Here is a 21,427-nt window from a genome sequence, read left to right on the forward strand (position 1 = left end):
AGCCTCATTGACATTCTTCTATGACGAATTCTTTTGCCAATAGAAATATCGTTAAAATGTGAATTTTTGGTTTGCATGTTAAGCCCCCCGCCGGTTGCGAGCGCCCTCGCGTTGGTATTCCGGGAGTTAAAGGTACTGAGCTCTAGTCAGCTTTTTGCTTTTAGTGCTTTTGGCACCTGGACATAGCAAAATCTCCCGGAATCCCGGGATATCCACAACAGTGGATTTATTTGTACGCTAGAGCTTAGGACCTTTAATCCCTCTTGATCGGTGCGTAGACGATCAAAATATCTTTTGATTGATAAAGCACTTTCAAGAGATTGGCAAGAAAAATTAAAACATTGGCTATGCTATTATGCTGTAAAATAGCGCCTGTTTGAGAGGTGGGGATCTGAAGTCAACGAGAGGGAATTCGCTTTAAGGAAAGTTGGATTGTTGATAGATTATTATTTGTAAAACGGTGCGGGGTTCGTTTTATTTGCTGATTTCTTTCAAGATAGAAAAGCGTAAAAATGTGGATCTGTAAAAATTAAAAGGAAGTTTTGAGTGGGCTTTAGAAATGGGATTGGAGAAACTTTCGTTCTTTGAAAGGGGAAGAGATTAAGAATATTTTGGGCAAGGTTTGTCTCCAGAGCCTTATGCAAGTGGACCGCATGAATGGTTAACCGTAGGAATCCGCCGAGAGAAGCCGGATTGTTCACACGAGATTGGTGCGGGGTGGAATTTTCGTCTTTTGAGATGAGGGGGGGACAAGTCAAGATGGTTGGGCGTTCTTTTCATAAACGGAAAGAAGGGGGATTGGGTTTCATGCTTTATAGGTATTGGTGGAGGGAGAAGCTCTATGGTTATCTTGTCGTTAAGGCCGTTGTGAAAGGGGTGCGCGGTGTCTTGAGAGATATCTGTGATGATCACTTTTAAAAGAAATTTAAGAAACAGGTCTTGTTTTAGTGCATAGATTTATGTGAGACTAAAGTTTTTTACTTAAATTTAGAAACTATAAAACAATCTGCTTTATAGAATTTTAAGAAGTGCACCTTTCATTTAGAGGGACAAAAATTATGCCGCATGGTGAACTAATGAATCCGCAAACAATGGGAATGTTGCATTTGTTTATGCAAGCAAGTCTCGTGGTTAAAGTTGTTATGGTTGGGTTGCTGCTTGCTTCCGTTTGGAGTTGGGCCATTATTTTTGATAAAATTTTTACCTACCGGAGAATACGGCGTGAAATAAAGAAATTTGAACGGACATTTTGGTCAGGCAAAGCGCTAGAAGATCTTTATGTCGCTTGTAAAAGCCAACATACCAATAGCATATCTGCTGTTTTTATGGCAGCAATGGTTGAATGGAAAAAATCTCTCGAAAAAGGAACCCATACTTCGATCAGTTTGCAAAGTAGAATTGATAAGGCGATGGATCTAACACTGGGACGTGAAAGTGAAAAAATAGAATCAAAGTTAAGTTTTCTTGCGACACTAGGATCTGCAGGACCCTTTATCGGTCTTTTTGGAACAGTGATTGGTATTATGGAGTCTTTTCTTTCTATTTCTGCTTCTCAAAATACATCTCTTGCCATTGTAGCACCGGGGATTGCAGAAGCACTTTTAGCAACAGCTATTGGTTTGTTTGCAGCAATTCCAGCTGTTATTGCCTACAATAAGTTGACTCATGAAAGTGCGCGCATCATTGCACAAATCGAAAATTTTGCTGATGAATTTTCAACAATTGTCTCGCGGCGTATTGATGAAACACGCACAGCATCTTCCCCTTTATAAAAAGGAGCTTGTCCCATGGGAATTTCTGTTGCTTCTTCTTCTCGAAAAAATACACGGAGGCGGCATCATTCACGAAGCCAACTGATGAGTGAGATTAATGTTACCCCTTTTGTGGATGTGATGTTGGTGTTGCTTATTATTTTTATGGTCTCTGCGCCCCTTTTGGTGAATGGTGTTCCTTTGGATTTGCCACGCAGTCAAGCAGGCCCCGTCCGCGCGCAAAAAACACCCCTTACGGTTTCACTGGATGCGCAAGGGCGCTTTGCCATTCATCAAGATTATTATGACAGTTCACAAGCGTTGATTGCACAGCTTAAAGCTCTTCTGGAAGCGGATCCTACACAAAAAGATCAACGGATTTTTGTGCGGGTTGCTAAAACTGTTGAATATCAACAAGTCTTAAAATTGCTCGCAGATATTCAAAAGGCAGGGTTTTCTCAAGTTGCGCTAGCAAGTCTAGCACAATAAATAACAAACAATAAAACTGACCATAACTGCTTGTTTTTAAATGTTTTTAAAAGATTACAGCGTGATTAAAAGTCAAAAAATACAAGGTATTAATTAAGGCATAAAGAATGAATAAAGACTCCTATCATAGTATGAAACGAGGCTTGGCTTTATCCCTTGTGGTCCATGTTATTTTGATCAGTTGGGGGGCTGTTCAATTTACAAACTCTGTTTCTTTGCCACAACCCTTGGAAGCAATTCCCATCACTCTTGCACCTTTGAGCGAAGAGTTTTCTTCTCAACAAGGCGCTGTGGAAGCGCCACTCCATACAATCCCCGCTGTTAAACCAACCACTTCTCCCCAAGAGATAGAAGATGCTCGCCATATTGGAGAAGGACAACAAGATAGTCTTGCACCTTTTCAACCAAAGGAAAAGCCGCGCCCCGTTGAAACAACACCGCCCCCGCCAAGTGAGCATGCATCGGAAATATCTGAACGTACAGAACCAACAGAAGCAAAAACAGAAGAGATTTCAAAAGCAGTGGAAGAAGCATCGAAGCTTGCGCCTGAGATTCCTGTAGAAGCGTTGGAGGAAGCATCGAAGCTTGCGCCTGAGATTCCTGTAGAAGCATTGGAGGAAGCGCCCAAGCTTGTCCCTGAGATTCCTGTAGAAGCAGTGGAGGAAGCGCCCAAGCTTGCATCTGAGATTCCTGTAGAAGCATTGGAGGAAGTGTCTAAGATTGTGCCTGAGCCTGCGCACAAAAATGAAGAGAGGATATTGCCGAAAGAATTGGCTTCAACGGTGCAAAAGGCATTAGAAGAGCAGGTTGTTAAGCAAGCGCCTAAAATTGCACTTCCAGAAAAACCTCTTCTTCCGCAGTTTAAACCAAAATTTAATGAAGAATTTCTAATGAAGAATGGGGCTGCCTTGAATCAAAAGACGTCAAAGCTTAACAAGAAAAATCAAGAGAAAAAGACCATTGAAGATATTTTAGCTCTGGAAGAAAATAATTTACTCAATCGTGCGCGCTCACAAGGAGGGGGCGCAAAACGTTCTCATACACCAGAAGCTTTGGGGGCAAGAAAAAATATTCATGATACCACAAAAATGGCACAAACATTGGTCAATATTGCAGGGGGATGTATTCAACAGAAGCTTAAACTTGTGGCACTTGGTGGCGATTTAAAAAATCGTCCCATCGTGCGGTTGCGCTTTTATTTAGACCGTGAAGGGATGGTGGTGGGCGATCCTATCATTGATCCTGTAAGCGGTCTTGAGAGCCAACAAGCGATTATGATAAGGCAGGTTTATGCAGCTGTCTTTTCATGCCAACCTTATGTAGATCTCCCCCGTGATCAATATGATCTGTGGGGGCAAGGTTTTGACTTTAATGTTGACCCCCTCCAAGAAATAAGATGATAAATAAAGAAAAAATCGCTTAACGAAAGGACACATTCCATGATGACTATAACAAGACATAGAGTTTTTACTTGGTTTATTGTCACTTGCAGTTTGTGGCTTTCAAGTCTCTCATCGGGTTATGCGCAATTAAAAGGAACAATTTCCAGTGCTGATTTTAATCCCATTCCCATTGCAATTACAGATTTTATTTCCAATGATTCGATTGGATTGAAAATATCGGCTGTGGTGACAGCCGATCTTGAACGATCGGGGCTTTTTTTACCGCTTGATAAGGAACAGTTTTTTGAAAAAATTTCTAATCCGAACAAACAACCGCATTTTGTTTCGTGGCAGAAAATAAAAGCGCAAGGTTTGGTGACGGGGCAAGTCATGAGAGAAAACGACGGACGGTTGAGGATTGATTTTCGTCTATGGGATGTTTTTGGACAGCGACAATTGAAAGGACGGCGTTTTTATACCGCGACAGAACGTTGGCGGCGTGTGGCCCATATGATCGCTGATGAGATCTACAGTGAAATGACAGGAGAAAGCGGCTATTTTGATACAAGAATTGTTTTTATCGATGAAACAGGTCCCCAAAATGCACGCATTAAACGTTTAGCTATGATGGATCAAGATGGCGCGAATTTGATTTATATGTCTGATGGAAGTGAATTGATACTTACACCGCGGTTTTCACCAAAAAGGCAAGAAATCACTTATATGGCTTATGAGGATCATCAAATCCCTCATGTTTATCTACAACAAATTGAAATGGGACAAAGAGAGTTGATTGGAACGTTTCATAACATGACAATTGCTCCGCGTTTTTCTTTTGATGGACAAAAAGTCATCATGAGTTTATTGCAAAATGATGGAAGTGCAAATCTTTACACCATGGATTTGCGGACCCGTACAATGACGCGGTTGACAACAACTTCCGCCATTGATACCTCCGCTTCTTATTCACCAGATGGAACACAAATCGTCTTTTCCTCAGACCGTAGTGGAAAGCCACAAATTTATAAAATGAATGCCGATGGCAGTGATATTCAGCGCATTTCTTTAAACGAGGGCAGTTATTCGACACCCATTTGGTCGCCAAGAGGTGATTATATCGCCTTTACAAAACAATTAAATGGACAATTTTCTATCGGTGTTATGCGCCCTGATGGACAAGGAGAACGAATTTTAACCACTGGTTTTCACAATGAAGGACCGACTTGGGCTCCCAATGGCCGTGTGCTGATGTTCTTTCGTAAAAACCCTGGTATGGGACCCAAAATCTATACCATTGACATTACGGGACGCAATGAACGCCAACTCCCCACACCCAATGATGCTTCCGATCCAGCATGGTCGCCATTGCTCAATATACAATAAAACAAAATGCTTGATAAAAAGATAAAAACAGAAAACTTATAGAGTCTACGCAATCTCAATGGTCTTTAATCAGTTAAAAGAATGCACTTGTGAGGGGGAGGTGGTTTTTATCAATTTCATCCCACATCGGCTGTTATTTATCGATAGCCAAATCTTCTTGAGACGAAAACGTTTTTTAAAAAAAAATCTTAAAAAAATAGAGCTGTTTTAAGGTTTCTAGAGTGCTTTTATTTTCCAAACTGTCGCTATAGATCTTTTTGACTTCCTTTCTGATCTGGTTTGCTTAAAGACCAGGTTGTTTTCGAACCGGTTCTCTTTGCTTTTTCTTTAAGCTGTTTTCCTTAAATGAAAGGAAGCTTGTGGATAAGCTCTATTTACAAGACGATGAATCGCGTCTTTTAAAAGAATATTGCACGTTCTTAAAAGAATATTGAAGTCTCTAGAAGTTTTTGAGGCTTCACAATAAACACAACTTATTGATTTGTAATGATAATTTATTTTTATTCAACTTAAATAAGAACCTTTAAATACTGTAAGATTTTTTCCTTTCACATCCGTTTATTTTGAATCAATCAAAATCACTCGCTTTTATGTTACAAGTGGGATGAGCGTGTGAATAAAAATTATATAAGGACTAAAAATGTCTCTTATGAATCGTTTCAATGCAAGGGTTGTTTCAATATTGGGCGCTGGAAAATAGTGTGATGGTACCGCCTTGTTACGCCATAAGCGTAAAGATGGTGGTGCTTAATGGAGCAAGCAGTATCATGCAAGAAGCGTCTCTCATATTACAACCGCCTTACAGCCTTTGGGATAGTTCGTAAAAGGGTATTTTTCTCCTTTAAGCTTTATGCCACACAGGTATTTTCTGCTGAAGAATGTGCAAGTGTATGATTTTAATTGATACACCATACACACAGATTTGAAATGAGAGAATTTGACGTTATGTAAGGGTTCTTATTCAAGTTCAATAACGCTAAACTGACCTTATAAATCAATGTGATAAAATTGTTGCTTTCAGTTTCAATTAAATTTTATGTGTGAGAAGAAGAATGCGTCTTTAAGAAAATCCGAATGGTTTACAGACCAGATCGGGGTCAAATTTTTGCTCCTTGAGGGGAGGGAAGCGACTCTTACAAAAACAAAGAGAGAGGCGATAGAGGGATCATCTTTGAGATATGTAAAAAGCCGTGAGACGATGGAGTTTTCGCTTTTATCATCAAAATTGTTTGAGTGTTCAAGGGCGTTCAAGGGGGCGGGGCTTGCTTTATGCTTTCTTTTTTCGTCAATCTGCTTTTGGAGGCCATTGGTTCTATTTTTTGCGGTTGATTGATTGTGGTTTTCTTGGGCACGACCACGATTGACCCCGCTTTTTACGCGGGGCTTTTATATTTATGACCAAAGAGGCAAGGTGATTAGATGTTTTTCAGTCCCTTATCGATGAAGAGAGAGCTCAATGATGAGAATTATACGGACAGTTTTGCCAAAATCTCATCGCTGACATCAAAATTAGCATAAACATTTTGCACATCATCATCTTCTTCTAATGTTGAAATCAGTCGTAAAACGGATAAAGCTTTTTCTTCATCTATTGGCGCCAGGGTGGTGGCTTTCCAAATTGTTTTGATTGATTCTGCTTCACCAAGTTTTGCTTCAAGTGTTTTTGAAACTTCACCAATATCTTCAAATGCGCAGGTAATATGATGTCCGGTTTCTTCGGATTGTACATCTTCGGCACCGGCTTCAATTGCTGCATCCATGATGTTGTCTGCTGTTCCTGCTTCTGGCTTATAAATTATTTCCCCAATCCGATTAAACATGAAACTGACCGATCCTGTTTCCCCTAGGGCTCCGCCTGATTTTGTGAAGGCGGCGCGCACGTTTGAAGCGGTGCGGTTACGGTTATCGGTTAAAGCTTCAACAATGACGGCAACACCACCTGGTCCATAACCTTCATAGCGTACTTCATCATAATTTTCGACATCGGTTCCTGACGCTTTTTTAATCGCGCGTTCAATATTGTCTTTTGGCATTGACTGTGCTTTAGCATTTTGAACAGCCAGCCTTAACCGTGGATTCATGGCTGGATCAGGAGCACCTTGTTTTGCTGCGACGGTAATTTCGCGTGCAAGCTTAGAAAATATTTTCGAGCGCATCGCATCTTGACGCCCTTTACGGTGCATAATATTTTTAAATTGTGAATGGCCTGCCATAGTTTTCCTTCCTGTTTGAGGGCTTTCCTTCTGGGTTAGTTTTTTTTAGAATGTAAGGCGATAAAATCACGCATCCCACCAGAGTAAATGTGCCACAGCATGAGGTGAAATAATCAAATAAATCCTTTATAGGAAAATTAATCTTAAAGGTAAAGACACCTTCATTGAGGATCATTCCAAGAGAGATCTCTTGTCGTTGAGCAAAAATCACGCTATAACAGAGTATAATTTCATGGCAAAGTGGTTTATTCCATGCCTCGCTTTATTATAAAAGTGGGTGGAAAAGACGAACATATAAGAACATATAATGAAGAAGTTCCAGTGCTCTTGAGTGGGCGGTAAACTGCCTCATAGAAGAGGCGCAGAAGAGGATTTATAAAAATGGCAACGCAACTTTTGATGCCCAAAGCAACAGCTGTTTGGTTGGTTGATAATACAGCTCTTTCTTTTGAGCAGATTGCAGAATTTTGTAAATTGCATGTCTTGGAAGTAAAAGCTATTGCCGATGGTGAGGCAGCTTATGGTATTAAAGGTCTCAATCCGATTAACTCTGGACAATTGACGCGCAGTGAAATTGCACGGGTGGAGGCAGATCAAAACGCACGCTTGAAAATTTCTCAATCAAGGGTGCACATTCCTGAAAAAAAACGTAAAGGAGCACGTTATATCCCTCTTTCTCGACGTCAAGATCGTCCCAATGGTATCTTATGGTTGGTTACGAACCATCCTGAGTTGAAAGATGCACAAATTGCAAGGTTGATTGGGACAACAAAAGCAACAATTGAACAAATACGCCTTCGAACCCATTGGAATAGTGCCAATTTGTCTCCTCTTGATCCTGTAGGGCTTGGTTTGTGTTCGCAAATCGATTTAGATTTTGAACTCCAGCGTGCGGCAAAAAATCGCCCTGTTGCTGCAGAAGAAGATAGGTCGTTGCTTCCCGCTTCTGTGACGGAAAACGCTGCTCTAGAGGAAAATAAAAGTGAAGACAATTCCAACAAAACTTTTGATGCTGATAAAGTTTTTGCAAAATTGAACGCACTGCAAAAAAATCGTCAAGATCAAGATCAAGATCAAGATCAAGAGGAAGCGTAAGCGTAAGCGGTAGGACGTATCAGGGCAATGTTTCTCAATTTATCATGGAAATGTTAGAGAAATAACTGGGAGGGAAGAAAAATTGGCAGAGACTGAAAAATGATGACAAAAAACAAAAAAATTTCGTCTTCATTAGGAATTAACAGTTATTCTTAAAAATATTTTTAAGAATTTACCCTTCTTTAAAGGAAAAACGAACTATGTGCTCTACCAAAAATACTCTCTCTCGTTCCTTAGCGATACTCTTTCTTTTCGCCCTGTGTTTGGGTGGATGTGGCAAAAAAAATACCGGTGCATTTCACGGTATGAATGGCGCTTATATGAATGATGCTGGTTTAAATCAGGTGTTACCAGGTTCAGGACAAGAATTTACGGTTAATGTGGGGGATCGTGTGTTTTTTAGTCTCGATTCTTCTTCATTGAATGCAGATGCTGAACGTATTTTAACGCGCCAAGCAGAATGGTTGCTTCATTATCCTTATTATTCTATTATGATTGAAGGTCATGCTGATGAGAGAGGGACACGTGAATATAACTTGGCACTTGGACAGCGCCGCGCTGTTGCTGTGCGGAATTATCTCGTGTCTCTTGGTGTGTCTGTGCAACGGATTCAAACAATTTCTTACGGAAAAGAAAGACCTGTCGCGGTGTGTGATGACATTTCCTGTTGGAATCAAAATCGACGTGCTGTGACAACACTAAGTGGTATGAACAGTCATTAAATGAGCAAATTGTTTGTTTCTACCATTCAATGAACTCTTAAGGGGAGAAAAGAATGTATCGTAAAATCAATTGGAAAACGATCTTTTATATGGCGGTTTTCATAGCTTGTTCTACTTCATTTGCTGAAAGTGCAGCTCGAAAGACTTCTGAATATCCAGCACATGATACGGATAAAGCTTCCGATGCAGTGAAGAAAGCTACGGATGTGGCTGATAAAGCTGTTTCCGATGTGATGGAAAAAGCTTCAGACGCTGCTGATAAGGCTTCTGATGTGATAGAAAAAACACCTGATGCTGCTGATAAGGCTGCTTCCGATGTGATGGAAAAAGCTTTAGACGCTGCTGATAAGGCTTCTGATGCAGTGAAGAAAGCCACGGATGCTGCTGATAAGGCTACTTCTGATGTGATGAAGAAAGCTTCAGATGCTGCTGATAAGGCTTCCGATGCAGTGAAGAAAGCTTCAGATGCCGCTGATAAGGCTTCCGATGCAGTGAAGAAAGCCACGGATGCCGCTGATAAGGCTACTTCCGATGTGATGGAAAAAGCTTCAGATGCCGCTGATAAGGCTGCTTCCGATGCGGTGAAGAAAGCCACGGATGCCGCTGATAAGGCTTCTGATGTGATGGAAAAAGTTTCAGATGCCGCTGATAAGGCTGCTTCCGATGCGGTGAAGAAAGCCACGGATGCCGCTGATAAGGCTTCTGATGTGATGGAAAAAGCTTCAGACGCTGCTGATAAGGCTGCTTCTGATGTGATGGAAAAAGCTTCAGACGCTGCTGATAAGGCTTCCGATGCAGTGAAGAAAGCCACGGATGCCGCTGATAAGGCTACTTCTGATGCAGAGAAAAAAGCTTCAGATGCCGCTGATAAAGCTGCTTCTGATGTGATGGAAAAAGCTTCAGATGCCGCTGATAAGGCTTCTGATGTGATGGAAAAAGCACCTGATGCTGCTGATAAGGCTACTTCTGATGTGATGAAGAAAGCTTCAGATGCCGCTGATAAAGCTTCTGATGTGATGGAAAAAGCTTCCGATGCTGCTGATAAAGCTGCTTCTGATGTGATGGAAAAAGCACCTGATGCTGCTGATAAGGCTACTTCTGATGTGATGGAAAAAGCTTCCGATGCTGCTGATAAAGCTGCTTCTGATGTGATGGAAAAAGCTTCAGATGCCGCTGATAAAGCTTCTGATGTGGTGAAAAAAGCTTCAGATACTGCTGATAAAGCTGCTTCCGATGTGGTGAAAAAAACTGCTGGGGTTTCGGTGTATCAAGGGATTATTTTAGAGAATCAGCAGGACTTATTTAAAGATTATGATTTAGATAAGCTTTTGCATAAAATACGGATAGTGCTTGAGCATAACAATTTGAAAAATGTTAACAAGCAGTTTCACCGACTTTTTGATAAAAAAGACTCTTCTATTTATTCTTGTTCCGTTGAAAGTGCTGCTTTGGATGAAAAATCTCAGACTGTAAAAGAAGAGATGGTGCAGGAGTTGAGTGCGGATAACCAGACAAAGGTTGCTGATGTGAAAGATCATGCTGTGAAAGAAATAGGGGGTATTTTTAAAAAAGCGCATGATGTAACGGCTCAAGCAGATCAAGGTGACACTCTTTCTTCTTCTAAAGCGTTGTATAAGGAAGGGTATGACTTTATTCGTTCTGCCAACTATGTTGAGGCTGAAAGGAGCTTTTGTGCTTTTCAAAATCGCTACAAAAAAGATCCTTTGAGTGATGATGCTTTGTTTTGGTTGGCTGAATCTTTGTTGGGACAAAAACGCTATTATGAAGCAGCACAAGTTTATCTGTCCGCATGGTATGCCGATAAAAAGAAGCTCTATACATCCGAGATTTTGCTGAAATTAGCAAGAAGTATGATCGCTCTTGAGAAAAATGAAAAGGATTGTGCTCTTTTTGCAAAAAACAAAAAACATCATCAAATGTTAGAGTCTGTGTTTTGTAACTCTCTAAAATAAGCAGCGAGGTCATTTTCGGTGTGCGTTAGACTAGCAAGAAATCTCTTTAAAACATCGGATTTTATTCAGTGTCGACGAGTGATTCTTGCTGTCTCAGGGGGAAGTGATTCTTTGGCTTTGATGTTTTTGGTTAAAGAGTATTTGGACACACTCTCTGTTCCTTTAGAAATAATTGCTGTTACGGTTGATCATCAATTGCGTAAAGAATCAGCGCGTGAAGCAGAAACTGTTGCGGAAATTTGTTATGACCATCACATTAAACATATCACTGTGCGGTGGGAAGGTAAAAAACCAAAGACGCATATTGCTTCCAGCGCTCGTATTGCACGCTATAATCTCTTAGTTCAGGAAGCACAAAAACAAGGTGCCTCCCTTATTATGACGGGCCATACACTCAATGATCAGGTTGAAACCTATCAAATGCGCTCTCAACGTCTCCAAAAGAGTAGGGGGGCTTTGCGCAGTGAAGCTGGAGCGATGTGTGATGGTGTTTTTGCAGGTGGTCTTACCGGGTGCAGTGAAGCTGGGGCGATGTGTGATGAAGATCATGCCAGAGAAACGAGAAAAAATATTACCGAAAAAAACGATGGAATCCTCTATGAGCGTGGTTTATCTTGTATCCCGCGTGAGGCATTGTTGCATAGAAAAGTACGTTTGATTCGGCCGCTTCTTGGTGTAAAACGCCAAACATTGCGCAATTATTTAAGCGTGCAAGGAAAAGTGTGGATTGATGATCCAAGCAATGAAGATCGCAGTTTTGAACGCGTGCGTGTGCGTCAATCTCTTCCTCCGCAAAAGCTTGCGGATATTGCTCAAAAAATAAATCAGGCTGCATTGCGGCGGCGTCAACACGCGCAAAATATTGCCGATTTAATCTTAGCACTGGATATTACGGTTCAATATGGGCGTTGTTTCATCAAAAAGCCTGCGTCACTTTTACACAAACATGCCTGTTTCCCTTTCGTTGTTGGGCTTTTTGCGGTGTTGATGGGTGGGGGATTTTATTTGCTTCCTTCAAAAAAATTAAGCATGCTTGTTCAAAAACTCTCTCTTCATTCTTCCGAAAAGCGGCGTTTTACTTATGCGGGCTGTGTGATTGAATATAATAAAGATGGCATTGCTTTATGGCGTGAAAAACGCAATATGAAAGAGGTTTTTGTAGCGCCGGAGGAAACACTCATGTGGGATGGGCGCTATCAGATTACCAATCATGGATCTGAGGCTATAAAGGTTGGAGCCGCAAATTTAGAACAGCTGAAACCTTTATTGAAAAACAGCAATTTTAATCTTAAAAAGCCTCATTTGCCCTCTTTACAATCACTGCTGATGATTTCAAATGATAAAGGGTGTGATATTCCTGAGTTGATTTCTCAAGCGATTATTCATAAAAACGTTATCATCAAGCGAATTATGGCGCCTTTTGATTGGCTTTCCTCACGCGAAGATACTGCGCTGGTGAATGTTGTAGAACCTTTTTTTAATCTTGAGGTGAAAAGATAAAGAAAAATAACTCTAAAAGAGAATAAACCGTCTCTCATCCCTTGGCAAGGGGCTGACAAGGTTATATGTTAAGGGGAACTGTTTGAAATCTATATTTGATTAAGTGGGCTGAATATGAATTCTAATTACCGCTCTCTCCTCATTTGGGGAGTTATTGCCTTGATTTTAATTGTGTCGTTTTCTTTCTTTAATGGAGATAGTCAACGTTCTGGTGGTGGAGAAGTCTCCTATTCTGAGTTTTTACAAAAAGTTGAGAATAACGAGCTGAAATCGGTGACCATTCAAGGTCAAAAATTGACAGGACAAACTGTCGAACAGAGAACTGTTTCAACTTTTGCACCACGTGATCCTGGTTTGATACAAAAATTGGAAAGCAAAAACGTTAATGTTAAAGCTATTCCTGAAAGTTCTGGAAATAGTATCTTCCTTAATCTCCTTTTTTCTTTGTTGCCTGTTATTATTATTGTAGGAGCGTGGGTCTTTTTTATGCGACAAATGCAAAATGGATCTCGCGGGGCAATGGGGTTTGGGAAATCAAAGGCAAGATTGCTTAATGAAGCGCAAGGACGTGTTACCTTTAAGGATGTTGCTGGCGTTGAAGAAGCAAAACAAGATCTGCAAGAAATTGTTGAATTTTTACGCGAACCACAAAAATTTCAACGCTTAGGAGGGCGTATCCCTCGCGGTGTTTTGCTTGTTGGTCCTCCAGGAACCGGTAAAACGCTGTTAGCGCGTTCGGTGGCAGGTGAAGCTAATGTACCATTCTTTACCATTTCAGGGTCTGATTTTGTTGAAATGTTTGTAGGTGTTGGGGCGAGTCGTGTGCGGGATATGTTCGAACAGGCTAAAAAAAATGCACCTTGTATTATCTTTATCGATGAAATCGATGCTGTTGGACGCCATCGGGGTGCTGGACTGGGTGGGGGAAACGATGAGCGTGAGCAGACTTTAAATCAGTTGCTTGTCGAAATGGATGGGTTTGAGCCCAATGAGAGTATTATTCTGATTGCTGCAACAAACCGTCCTGATGTGCTGGATCCTGCTTTATTGAGACCAGGGCGTTTTGACCGACAAGTCGTGGTGCCAAATCCAGATGTTTCTGGACGTGAGCAAATCTTGAAAGTACATGTGCGCAATGTTCCTTTAGCCCCGAATGTTGATTTGAAAGTTTTAGCAAGGGGAACACCAGGATTTTCCGGTGCAGACCTCATGAATCTTGTGAATGAAGCTGCTCTTATGGCTGCGAGCCGTAATAAAAGAGTCGTGACAATGCAAGAATTCGAAGATGCAAAAGATAAGGTGATGATGGGGGCTGAACGTCGTTCAACCGCTATGACACAAGAGGAAAAAGAACTCACGGCTTATCACGAAGCAGGGCATGCTATCGTGGCTCTTAATGTACCGGTTGCTGATCCTGTCCACAAAGCAACAATCGTTCCAAGGGGAAGGGCATTGGGAATGGTGATGCAATTGCCTGAAGGTGATCGCTATTCCATGAGTTATCGGTGGATGATTTCTCGTTTAGCCATCATGATGGGGGGGCGCGTGGCTGAAGAGTTGAAATTTGGAAAGGAAAATATCACATCGGGGGCTTCTTCTGATATTGAGCAAGCAACGAAATTAGCACGTGCCATGATCACACGGTGGGGATTCTCGGATCTGCTTGGAAATGTCGCTTATGGCGATAACCAAGATGAAGTCTTTTTAGGGCATTCTGTTGCGCGAACACAAAATGTTTCTGAAGAAACAGCACGCATGATTGATATGGAAGTGCGTAAGCTTATTGATGATGCCTATAAAAATGCAACCAATATTTTGAAAACAAAAAGAAAAGAATGGTTTGCTCTCGCTCAAGGCTTGTTGGAATATGAAACTTTAACGGGTGCTGAAATTAACGAAGTCATTGCAGGAAAGCCTCCTTCACGGACGCAGAAAGATGAAAATGCTGCCCCGCGGACTTCCTCTGTTCCAAAGATTGGAACGGTGAAAGCAGGGGATCCTGTGGGCGATGAAAAAGACGCTAAAACAGTGCTCCATAAAGCAGAAGCCGTTAAAGGTGAGGAGGACGACAAGGCAGAAGGCACTGTTGGAAAGAAAACAGCAAAATCCAGTGATACTAAGTCCAAGGATACTGAGTCTAAAAAAGCACAAAACGCAAAAGGTCCTATAAAAACAGTCAATCACTCTCAAAATAAAAACAGTGTTGAAAAAAAGTCAAAACCTTCGGGATCTGATAAAGGAAAATAAGAATCCTTTAAGAACACTTGAGTGACTGTGTTTTCGGAAAACTTCTAAATTCTTTGAAAAGGGCGCGAGCAAAGCTTCGCGCCTTTGATGCAATATTTGCCAAAACATGGAAGCAAAAAATTAAGAAAAGCCGTTTATTATGACAGCTTTAGCAGGGGATAAAGCGGTCTGTTCTCTTACAGTATTGGTAGGGTTGTGAGGTTAAGCGATAGGGGTGCTTTGCAGCTTTGGACTGAGGGGTGCGAGGTTTGATGATGAGTTGACTTGCGGGTTTGGCAGGATGTGAGACTATCCTTTGGGTGTATTCAAGGGATGTGTAAAGCTTGTTTAGCAAATAATATTGCTTTATGTGTGCAGAGGAGAAACATTATTGGTTGAGCGTCGTTTAGATGTGTCAATAGTGAAAGGTTTTTTGATGACCTAAAAAGATGAGGGGTAAGTCCAATGGTATCATTTATAGGGTGAGGAGTATAAAGGGCTATTGAGAGGCTATTAGCGTTTTAAAGAAAAGCCAAGGGAAGAAGGATAAAGGAACGAGGTATGGTGCAAAAATATTTTGGGACTGATGGAATTCGGGGAAAAGCCAATTCATTTCCCATGACACCTGATTTTGCCATGAAGGTAGGGATGGCTGTAGGGGTTTTATTTCGTTCACAACATCAATCGTGTCGTGTGGTGATTGGTAAGGATACCCGATTATCTGGCTATATGTTGGAAAATGCTTTGGTTTCAGGATTGACTGCTGCGGGGATGGAAGTTTTTTTATTGGGGCCCGTGCCAACACCTGCTGTTGCAATGCTTTGCCGCTCTTTGCGTGCAGATCTTGGCGTGATGATTTCTGCTTCTCATAATCCTTTCTATGATAATGGAATTAAACTTTTTGGTCCTGATGGTTTTAAGCTTTCAGATGATATGGAAACAAAAATTGAACAATTGATCGATACAGATCTTTCAAAATCTTTAGCAAGTTCTGCCGAAATTGGTTCCGCAAAACGGGTTGAGGGAGATATTTATCGTTATATTGAATATGCCAAACGGACTTTGCCTCGTGATGTTCGCTTAGATGCTGTGCGTATTGTTGTGGATTGTGCTAATGGCGCTGCTTATAAAGCGGCTCCTCGTGCTTTATGGGAGTTGGGGGCTGAGGTTTTTGCTATTCATAATGAACCGAATGGGACCAATATTAATCAAAAATGTGGCTCAACCGATTTAAGCTCTTTAAAACGCAAAGTGCATGAAGTGCGGGCTGATGTAGGGATTGCTCTTGATGGAGATGGCGATCGTGTACTCATTGTTGATGAAAAAGCACAAGCGGTTAATGGGGATCAGTTGATTGCTGTGATTGCTGAAAATTGGCATAAAATGGGACGGTTACGGTGCAATGGGGTTGTTACAACGATTATGTCCAATCTGGGACTGGAGCGGTTTTTGAATGCCAAAGGGTTGGACTTGATCAGAACAAAAGTTGGAGATCGTTATGTTGTCGATGCCATGCGTCAAAAGGGATATAATGTTGGAGGTGAGGCTTCTGGGCATATTGTGCTTAGTGACTTTGGGACAACGGGTGATGGGTTGGTGGCAGCCTTGCAGATTTTAGCTTGTATGAAAGAAAGTCAAACACCTATGAGCCAATTGTGTAAACGGTTTGAACCTGTTCCGCAAATTTTAAAAAATGTAACGATTAAAAATAAAAATGTTTTGAAAAAAAATCCCGTTAAAACGGCTATTGATCAAGCAAAAAATCGGTTGGGAAAAGAGGCACGATTGGTGATCCGTGCTTCTGGAACTGAGCCGGTTATCCGCCTTATGGCCGAAGGGGATGCACGAGAGGTGTTGGATACGGTTGTGACAGAGTTGATGGATGTGATCACCCATCATGATACATGTGTGAGTACGGCACTTGAAAGATAAGGTGATGAGAATAATCAATTTTTTTCATGACAGTTCTAATGTTTATAAAGTAAAAAAAGCCATGTGATATAAAAAATAATCAATATTTTTTGTATCTTGTCGTGTTACACATTCTCTTAATTTATGATTTAAACATAAAAGGATTGAAGCCTTCTATAATACTGATACGACTAAAGGGATTAGAACCGCCCATGCTGTTTTAGGGGCTCTTGAAGGAGATGTATCGCTAAAGGATTTAAAGTTATGCGTCCTTTTGATTACATCTGCTAAAAGGTGATCTCAAAGATTATGGGTCAATTATTATCAATGGAAATTGTTGTGTAATATTTCGCTTTGAGGGCATAGATGTCGAATTAGTTGATTATCTAGATTATCACTAAGGAGTGCTAAAAAATGATGAAAAATCCACCACATCCTGGTGAATTATTGCGTGAAGATGTGATCAAAGAATTTGGTTTATCGGTTAATGAAGCCGCAGAGTGGCTTGGTATATCTCGAGAAGCCCTTTCTAGCGTTTTAAATGGAAAAGCCGCGATTAGTGCTCATCTTGCTATTAGGCTTGAAATGTCTGGTGTAAGCACAGCACGAGCTTGGCTCGCACTGCAAACAAATTATGATTTATCAAAAGCATTTTCTAAATAACAGTCTCCTGATAAAAAATACATAAAAGAGTTTCAAACGGCTATTAAATTTTTGCAACAGAAGCATATACAAGAACAAAACAACGCCAGTCGTGCGTATAAAATCAAAAGATGTGATGCGGTAAGGCAAGGAATAAAACCTTATGTTTGTAGCGCATTTGAGCTATAATGAAGAATAACGAAGGGAGGTTTTTATATGTTGAGTGAAGACGAAATTAAACGACGTCGCTTTGCTGCTAAAAATGCATTAGCAAGCCAACGTTTAGAGGGATTGGAACCCGATCCAAAAGTCGTTGAGCAAATGGAGCGTGTTATTATTGGAGAGCTTGAAACAAGTGATGTAATCAAGGATTATATGGAGCGGATAAAACGTGGAGAAGTATAAGAGGAGTGGTGATCCTTATACTGATCCTGAAACTGGTGTGTTATATAATCGGTTTGGTATTAAAGACAAAGCCACATTGGAGCGTGTGGAATCTACTTTCGCTTATGTAAGGTCTTTTGAACTTATGCGTGCTGCTATTCGTGGTAAGTTTGATCTCAGCTACATGAAAGAGATGCATAGGAAACTGTTTGGTGACATATATGAATGGGCGGGAGAGATCCGTTTAGTGGATATTGCCAAAGGCAATAGTATGTTTGCGAGTTATCATCAGATTGAAAGTTATGCCCCGAAGATTACGCAAAAACTTGCAAAAGAACAGTATCTGCGTGGTCTTGATATAGATGAATTTAGCCAAAGGGCTGGATATTACATGGGAGAGTTGAATGCGTTGCATCCATTTCGAGAAGGAAATGGGCGCACGTTGCGTGAATTTATGGGACAACTTGCTCGTGAAGCTGGTTATCATATCAACTGGAAGGGTGTTGAGAAACAAGAAATGATAGAGGCATCCATTGCAGCCCATTTTGGAAATTCTGAACACTTGTCTGTACTCATCCATAAGAACCTTATCAAATTTACAGAAAATAAAAGAGATGATGTTACCCATCTTGGGGAGGAAATTTCCTCTTATATTGAGATTAATAAAGAATTATACGAAGGACAAAAGGAAAAAATTATAACCATTTTGGATAAAGCAAAGACAAATTTTTCTAAACTTCAAAAAGAAGAGCTTGAAATAGAACAACCACAAAAAGATTTGAATGTTGCTTCAAAATTAACAGAACAAGCGCCATACCTTGCGGCTTATACAGATAACTCTAATCTAGAACAAAAGGTGCTAAGCGCTCTTAGAAATGAAAAATCTTATGTTGATATGTTTAAGGAATTGAACAATCGTTTGGCATCTATTTATAAAGATCCACAAGCAGCTGCACTTAAGATTGAGCAAACAATTTTAACGGGGAAAGGCGATAAACTCCCTGACATTTTAGCCAAGTCTCCAGAGAAGGCTGGTCAACTGCGTGGGTCAGATCGTTTAATCGATAAATTAAAGGCTACAGGAAAAGAACGAAAAGAAGCGCTTTATCATGTTCCTTTTGCACTTTCTTCTATTAAAAAGCTTCAATCCTTTTACAAGAATTCTTATGAGATCCATATGGATAGGGTTACACGGGAGCGTGAGCAATTGAAGGTTGAGGTACCGTCACTTTCACAAGAAGCAGTAACTTTTATGAAAAATTTTGAAGCTGGACGTGAAAGTTATTCGAAGATACCAGAGCCGGTTAACAAGGAATTTTCAACGCTGCAAAGTGCTTTAGATAAGCGTTTTGGAAAGGATTCCATTCATAAACAAGACTTTGATTTATCGAAAGCACTCTCAAAACAACAGTCTCCAGATAAAGAACACATGAAAGAGTTTCAAACGGTTGTTAAATTTCTGCAACAGAAGCACATACAAGAACAAAACAATGCGATAGCGCGTGAAAAATCAAAAGATGTGACACGGTAAGGCAGGAGATAAAGCCTTATGTTTGTAGCTCTATTAAGCCATATGACAAAAGAGAGGTCATCCAAAGGAGGTTTAATATGAGTGTAGAAAAAGATGTTGTACGTGCACGCATAGATAAGACGTTTAAAAAAACAAGCTAATGAAATATTGGAAAGTCTAGGACTTACGGTGTCTGATTTTATTCGGATTGCTTTGACAAAAGTTGTCAATGAAAAGGGATTACCGTTTGAGATGTATATTTCTAATGAGGAACAGTCTGAAACTTTCAAGAAAAGTGACAAGGGCGAAGATATATACAGGGCTAAAGATATGGAAGATTTATTTCGTCATTTGGATATTTGATATTTCTGATCATAAATAAGCTTTTAATTTATATCATTATCGCTATGGGGATCACGTATTTTTTGATCATTGATGGAGATACTTTATATTAAATAATATATGTAAACGGTGAGTGAAACGACAGCTTATTTTGCTTCTATGAAAGAAGAAGGCATATCATCTGAAGAATTGTTTAATGTTGTTTCTTTTATTGCTGCTAATCCAAATGCTGGTGATCTTATACAAGGTATGAGGGAAGAAGCCAAGGAAAGTTAGAGTTCCAACAAAACATAAGGGTAAAAGTGGGGGATATAGGGTTATTACCTTTTTTGGTGGTCAAAATATTCCGGTGTTTCTCTTAGATATTTATAGTAAATCATCTCAAGGAAATTTGACAAAATCAGAGAGAAATGAGCTGAAAAAAATTTTAACGGCGCTTCTTGATGAATATCGAAAGGAAAAATAATGGATAAGACAAGTAGAGCTGGTTCTCGTATATTACAGGGTGCTCGTGAAGCTCTTGCCTATGCTAAAGGTGAAGCGGATGTCACTAAATTTGGTATCCATATTCCTGCAAATGTTGATGTCAAAAAAATCAGAAAAAATATTGGGTTGACACAGGCTCAATTTGCGGAACGTTTTGGTTTTTCTGTAGGTCGCATTCGTGATTGGGAACAGGGACGATATTCTATAGATACTTCTTCCCGTTTGTTGCTTTCAATCATTGAAAATGAACCCGAAGCGATCAATCGTGCTCTTAAAAAATCTCTATTGGCATAAGAAGGGTGGTGTCGTTTTTTTAAAAAGCGTCTCGACGTTTGAAGGGGTCGTAGTAAATTTCTGTGACACGAAATTTGCCTTCCAGGCGTTTGCATTGGATGATGACGTCTATCATGGAAATTAATAAGCCGCGGATATCATCGCGTGCTAAATTACCGCCCCCGTCACTTTCTTTGACAAGGAGGGTCATTTGTTCAAAGGCGGCAAGGGCTGTGGAGGCGTGGACAGTGGTGATGGAGCCTGGGTGACCAGAGTTGACATTGCGGATATAGTAAAAGGCTGTGCCATCACGTAGCTCTTGCAAGAGTATGCGGTCGGGGCGCATGCGCAGTCCCGATTCAAGGAGTTCTTTTGCGCCAGCTTTTGCTAAGCCTTGGTTATCTTTTGAATAGAAAAGTTGGACTTTATTGGAATGGGGAACGACCAGTTCTGGTGTGTCTTCAATGGTGAGAATGCGTTCGTATTCGGGGATTTTGGCAATTAAAGCTTTGGAGAGGGTGGTTTTTCCAGAGCCGGTTTTGCCGGATATTAAGATGTTTTGTTGGGTGATAACGGCGCGTTCTAAAAATTTACAAAAATCTTTGGCGATGAAGAGGTCTGTTAGTTCTTGTTCTGTGTCGGAGAGTTCACAGGAACGCTTTTTCATTTGTTCAAGGGGGGTGAAAGTGACATTTCTTGCTACAGAAAACAGTTGGTTTTCGTGTAAACTTTCAAGGGAAAAAGTGCGTGATGAAGGTTTGCGGATTGTCATGCTGATGGTATTGGGGGCAACAGCGGGGGGCATGACAATTTGTATGCGTTCATTATTGGGAAGTGTTGCGGAGAGAACAGGGTTTTCTACACTGATTTTTTGTGTTGTGTAGGCAGCAACAACTTTTGCGATACCTTCTAGCTCGCTGTAGGTTAGTTCTTCAAGGGTGTGGGTTTGCCAACCGTTTGGACCCTCAACAATCACTTCACCAGGACGATTGACGACAATTTCGAATAAATTTTCATTATTGAGAAAATCATCTAAGATTTTCAATTTTGTTAAAACGATGGAGGCTCGTTCTATATTTTTTGCTGTGGCCATACTATGATTTTAATTACTTTATATGTTTTATATGTGTTTTTATTGACTGTGA

At 40.6% G+C, this 21,427-nt stretch carries 22 protein-coding genes; 20 read left to right on the forward strand and 2 right to left on the reverse strand.

The window, feature by feature from the left end; translation table 11 throughout:
- Positions 1 to 657: 657 nt before the first annotated feature.
- The 6 genes from PVV65_RS07445 (at position 658) to PVV65_RS07470 (ending at position 5,829) form a co-directional block, all read left to right on the forward strand.
- Positions 658 to 918, forward strand: a complete 261-nt coding sequence (locus tag PVV65_RS07445; protein ID WP_273789744.1) for a hypothetical protein — start codon at positions 658 to 660, stop codon at positions 916 to 918.
- Between the two features lie 140 nt (positions 919 to 1,058).
- Positions 1,059 to 1,772: a protein TolQ gene (gene tolQ / locus PVV65_RS07450; protein WP_273755003.1), complete on the forward strand. Its 714-nt coding sequence runs from the start codon at positions 1,059 to 1,061 to the stop codon at positions 1,770 to 1,772.
- Positions 1,773 to 1,787: 15 nt separating this feature from the next.
- Positions 1,788 to 2,240 carry a protein TolR gene (gene tolR / locus PVV65_RS07455; protein WP_273789745.1) on the forward strand — a complete coding sequence of 151 codons (453 nt, stop codon included), beginning with the start codon at positions 1,788 to 1,790 and terminating at the stop codon, positions 2,238 to 2,240.
- A gap of 107 nt (positions 2,241 to 2,347) precedes the next feature.
- On the forward strand, positions 2,348 to 3,640 hold the full coding sequence (locus PVV65_RS07460; protein WP_273789746.1) for a cell envelope integrity protein TolA: 1,293 nt from the start codon (positions 2,348 to 2,350) through the stop codon (positions 3,638 to 3,640).
- A gap of 39 nt (positions 3,641 to 3,679) precedes the next feature.
- Entirely contained in the window at positions 3,680 to 5,005 is a 1,326-nt protein-coding gene (gene tolB, locus PVV65_RS07465; RefSeq protein ID WP_404978397.1) for a Tol-Pal system beta propeller repeat protein TolB, read from the forward strand.
- 662 nt (positions 5,006 to 5,667) lie between these two features.
- Positions 5,668 to 5,829: a hypothetical protein gene (locus PVV65_RS07470; RefSeq protein WP_273789747.1), complete on the forward strand. Its 162-nt coding sequence runs from the start codon at positions 5,668 to 5,670 to the stop codon at positions 5,827 to 5,829.
- A gap of 642 nt (positions 5,830 to 6,471) precedes the next feature.
- Here the strand turns inward: PVV65_RS07470 and PVV65_RS07475 are convergent.
- Positions 6,472 to 7,218: a YebC/PmpR family DNA-binding transcriptional regulator gene (locus PVV65_RS07475; protein ID WP_005774608.1), complete on the reverse strand. Its 747-nt coding sequence runs from the start codon at positions 7,216 to 7,218 to the stop codon at positions 6,472 to 6,474.
- A 381-nt stretch (positions 7,219 to 7,599) separates the two neighbouring features.
- Between PVV65_RS07475 and PVV65_RS07480 the strand changes: the two genes are divergently transcribed.
- The 14 genes from PVV65_RS07480 (at position 7,600) to PVV65_RS07545 (ending at position 20,303) form a co-directional block, all read left to right on the forward strand.
- Positions 7,600 to 8,313, forward strand: a complete 714-nt coding sequence (locus PVV65_RS07480; RefSeq protein WP_273789748.1) for a DUF1013 domain-containing protein — start codon at positions 7,600 to 7,602, stop codon at positions 8,311 to 8,313.
- 200 nt (positions 8,314 to 8,513) lie between these two features.
- Positions 8,514 to 9,035 carry a peptidoglycan-associated lipoprotein Pal gene (pal, locus tag PVV65_RS07485; protein WP_273789749.1) on the forward strand — a complete coding sequence of 174 codons (522 nt, stop codon included), beginning with the start codon at positions 8,514 to 8,516 and terminating at the stop codon, positions 9,033 to 9,035.
- Between the two features lie 53 nt (positions 9,036 to 9,088).
- Positions 9,089 to 11,008: a tol-pal system protein gene (locus PVV65_RS07490; protein WP_273789750.1), complete on the forward strand. Its 1,920-nt coding sequence runs from the start codon at positions 9,089 to 9,091 to the stop codon at positions 11,006 to 11,008.
- A gap of 18 nt (positions 11,009 to 11,026) precedes the next feature.
- Positions 11,027 to 12,508, forward strand: a complete 1,482-nt coding sequence (gene tilS / locus PVV65_RS07495) for a tRNA lysidine(34) synthetase TilS (RefSeq protein ID WP_273789751.1) — start codon at positions 11,027 to 11,029, stop codon at positions 12,506 to 12,508.
- 114 nt (positions 12,509 to 12,622) lie between these two features.
- Positions 12,623 to 14,755 (forward strand): ATP-dependent zinc metalloprotease FtsH, encoded by a 2,133-nt coding sequence (gene ftsH / locus PVV65_RS07500; protein WP_273789752.1) that lies wholly within the window; start codon positions 12,623 to 12,625, stop codon positions 14,753 to 14,755.
- A gap of 540 nt (positions 14,756 to 15,295) precedes the next feature.
- Positions 15,296 to 16,666, forward strand: a complete 1,371-nt coding sequence (glmM, locus tag PVV65_RS07505) for a phosphoglucosamine mutase (RefSeq protein WP_273789753.1) — start codon at positions 15,296 to 15,298, stop codon at positions 16,664 to 16,666.
- 302 nt (positions 16,667 to 16,968) lie between these two features.
- A complete protein-coding gene (locus PVV65_RS07510; protein ID WP_273789772.1) occupies positions 16,969 to 17,046 on the forward strand; it encodes a hypothetical protein in 78 nt (25 codons plus the stop codon).
- Between the two features lie 13 nt (positions 17,047 to 17,059).
- Entirely contained in the window at positions 17,060 to 17,308 is a 249-nt protein-coding gene (locus tag PVV65_RS07515) for a HigA family addiction module antitoxin (protein ID WP_273789754.1), read from the forward strand.
- A 195-nt stretch (positions 17,309 to 17,503) separates the two neighbouring features.
- Positions 17,504 to 17,692: an antitoxin VbhA family protein gene (locus PVV65_RS07520; protein ID WP_273789755.1), complete on the forward strand. Its 189-nt coding sequence runs from the start codon at positions 17,504 to 17,506 to the stop codon at positions 17,690 to 17,692.
- Positions 17,679 to 19,202, forward strand: coding sequence for a type II toxin-antitoxin system protein adenylyltransferase VbhT (vbhT, locus tag PVV65_RS07525; protein WP_273789756.1), 1,524 nt, complete (start codon positions 17,679 to 17,681; stop codon positions 19,200 to 19,202). Before PVV65_RS07520 ends, vbhT begins: the two co-directional genes overlap by 14 nt.
- A 168-nt stretch (positions 19,203 to 19,370) precedes the next feature.
- Positions 19,371 to 19,544, forward strand: coding sequence for a type II toxin-antitoxin system RelB/DinJ family antitoxin (locus PVV65_RS07530; protein WP_273789757.1), 174 nt, complete (start codon positions 19,371 to 19,373; stop codon positions 19,542 to 19,544).
- 108 nt (positions 19,545 to 19,652) lie between these two features.
- On the forward strand, positions 19,653 to 19,799 hold the full coding sequence (locus PVV65_RS07535) for a hypothetical protein (protein ID WP_273789758.1): 147 nt from the start codon (positions 19,653 to 19,655) through the stop codon (positions 19,797 to 19,799).
- A 43-nt stretch (positions 19,800 to 19,842) separates the two neighbouring features.
- Entirely contained in the window at positions 19,843 to 19,989 is a 147-nt protein-coding gene (locus tag PVV65_RS07540) for a hypothetical protein (RefSeq protein WP_273789773.1), read from the forward strand.
- Positions 19,989 to 20,303: a DNA-binding transcriptional regulator gene (locus PVV65_RS07545; protein ID WP_254492457.1), complete on the forward strand. Its 315-nt coding sequence runs from the start codon at positions 19,989 to 19,991 to the stop codon at positions 20,301 to 20,303. The genes PVV65_RS07540 and PVV65_RS07545 overlap by 1 nt, the downstream gene beginning before the upstream one ends.
- A 19-nt stretch (positions 20,304 to 20,322) precedes the next feature.
- On the opposite strand, the gene virB11 is transcribed toward PVV65_RS07545, so the two are convergent.
- Entirely contained in the window at positions 20,323 to 21,375 is a 1,053-nt protein-coding gene (gene virB11 / locus PVV65_RS07550; RefSeq protein WP_273755026.1) for a P-type DNA transfer ATPase VirB11, read from the reverse strand.
- Positions 21,376 to 21,427: the final 52 nt, after the last annotated feature.

The organism is Bartonella sp. ML70XJBT, assembly GCF_028618425.1.
Taxonomy (GTDB): domain Bacteria; phylum Pseudomonadota; class Alphaproteobacteria; order Rhizobiales; family Rhizobiaceae; genus Bartonella.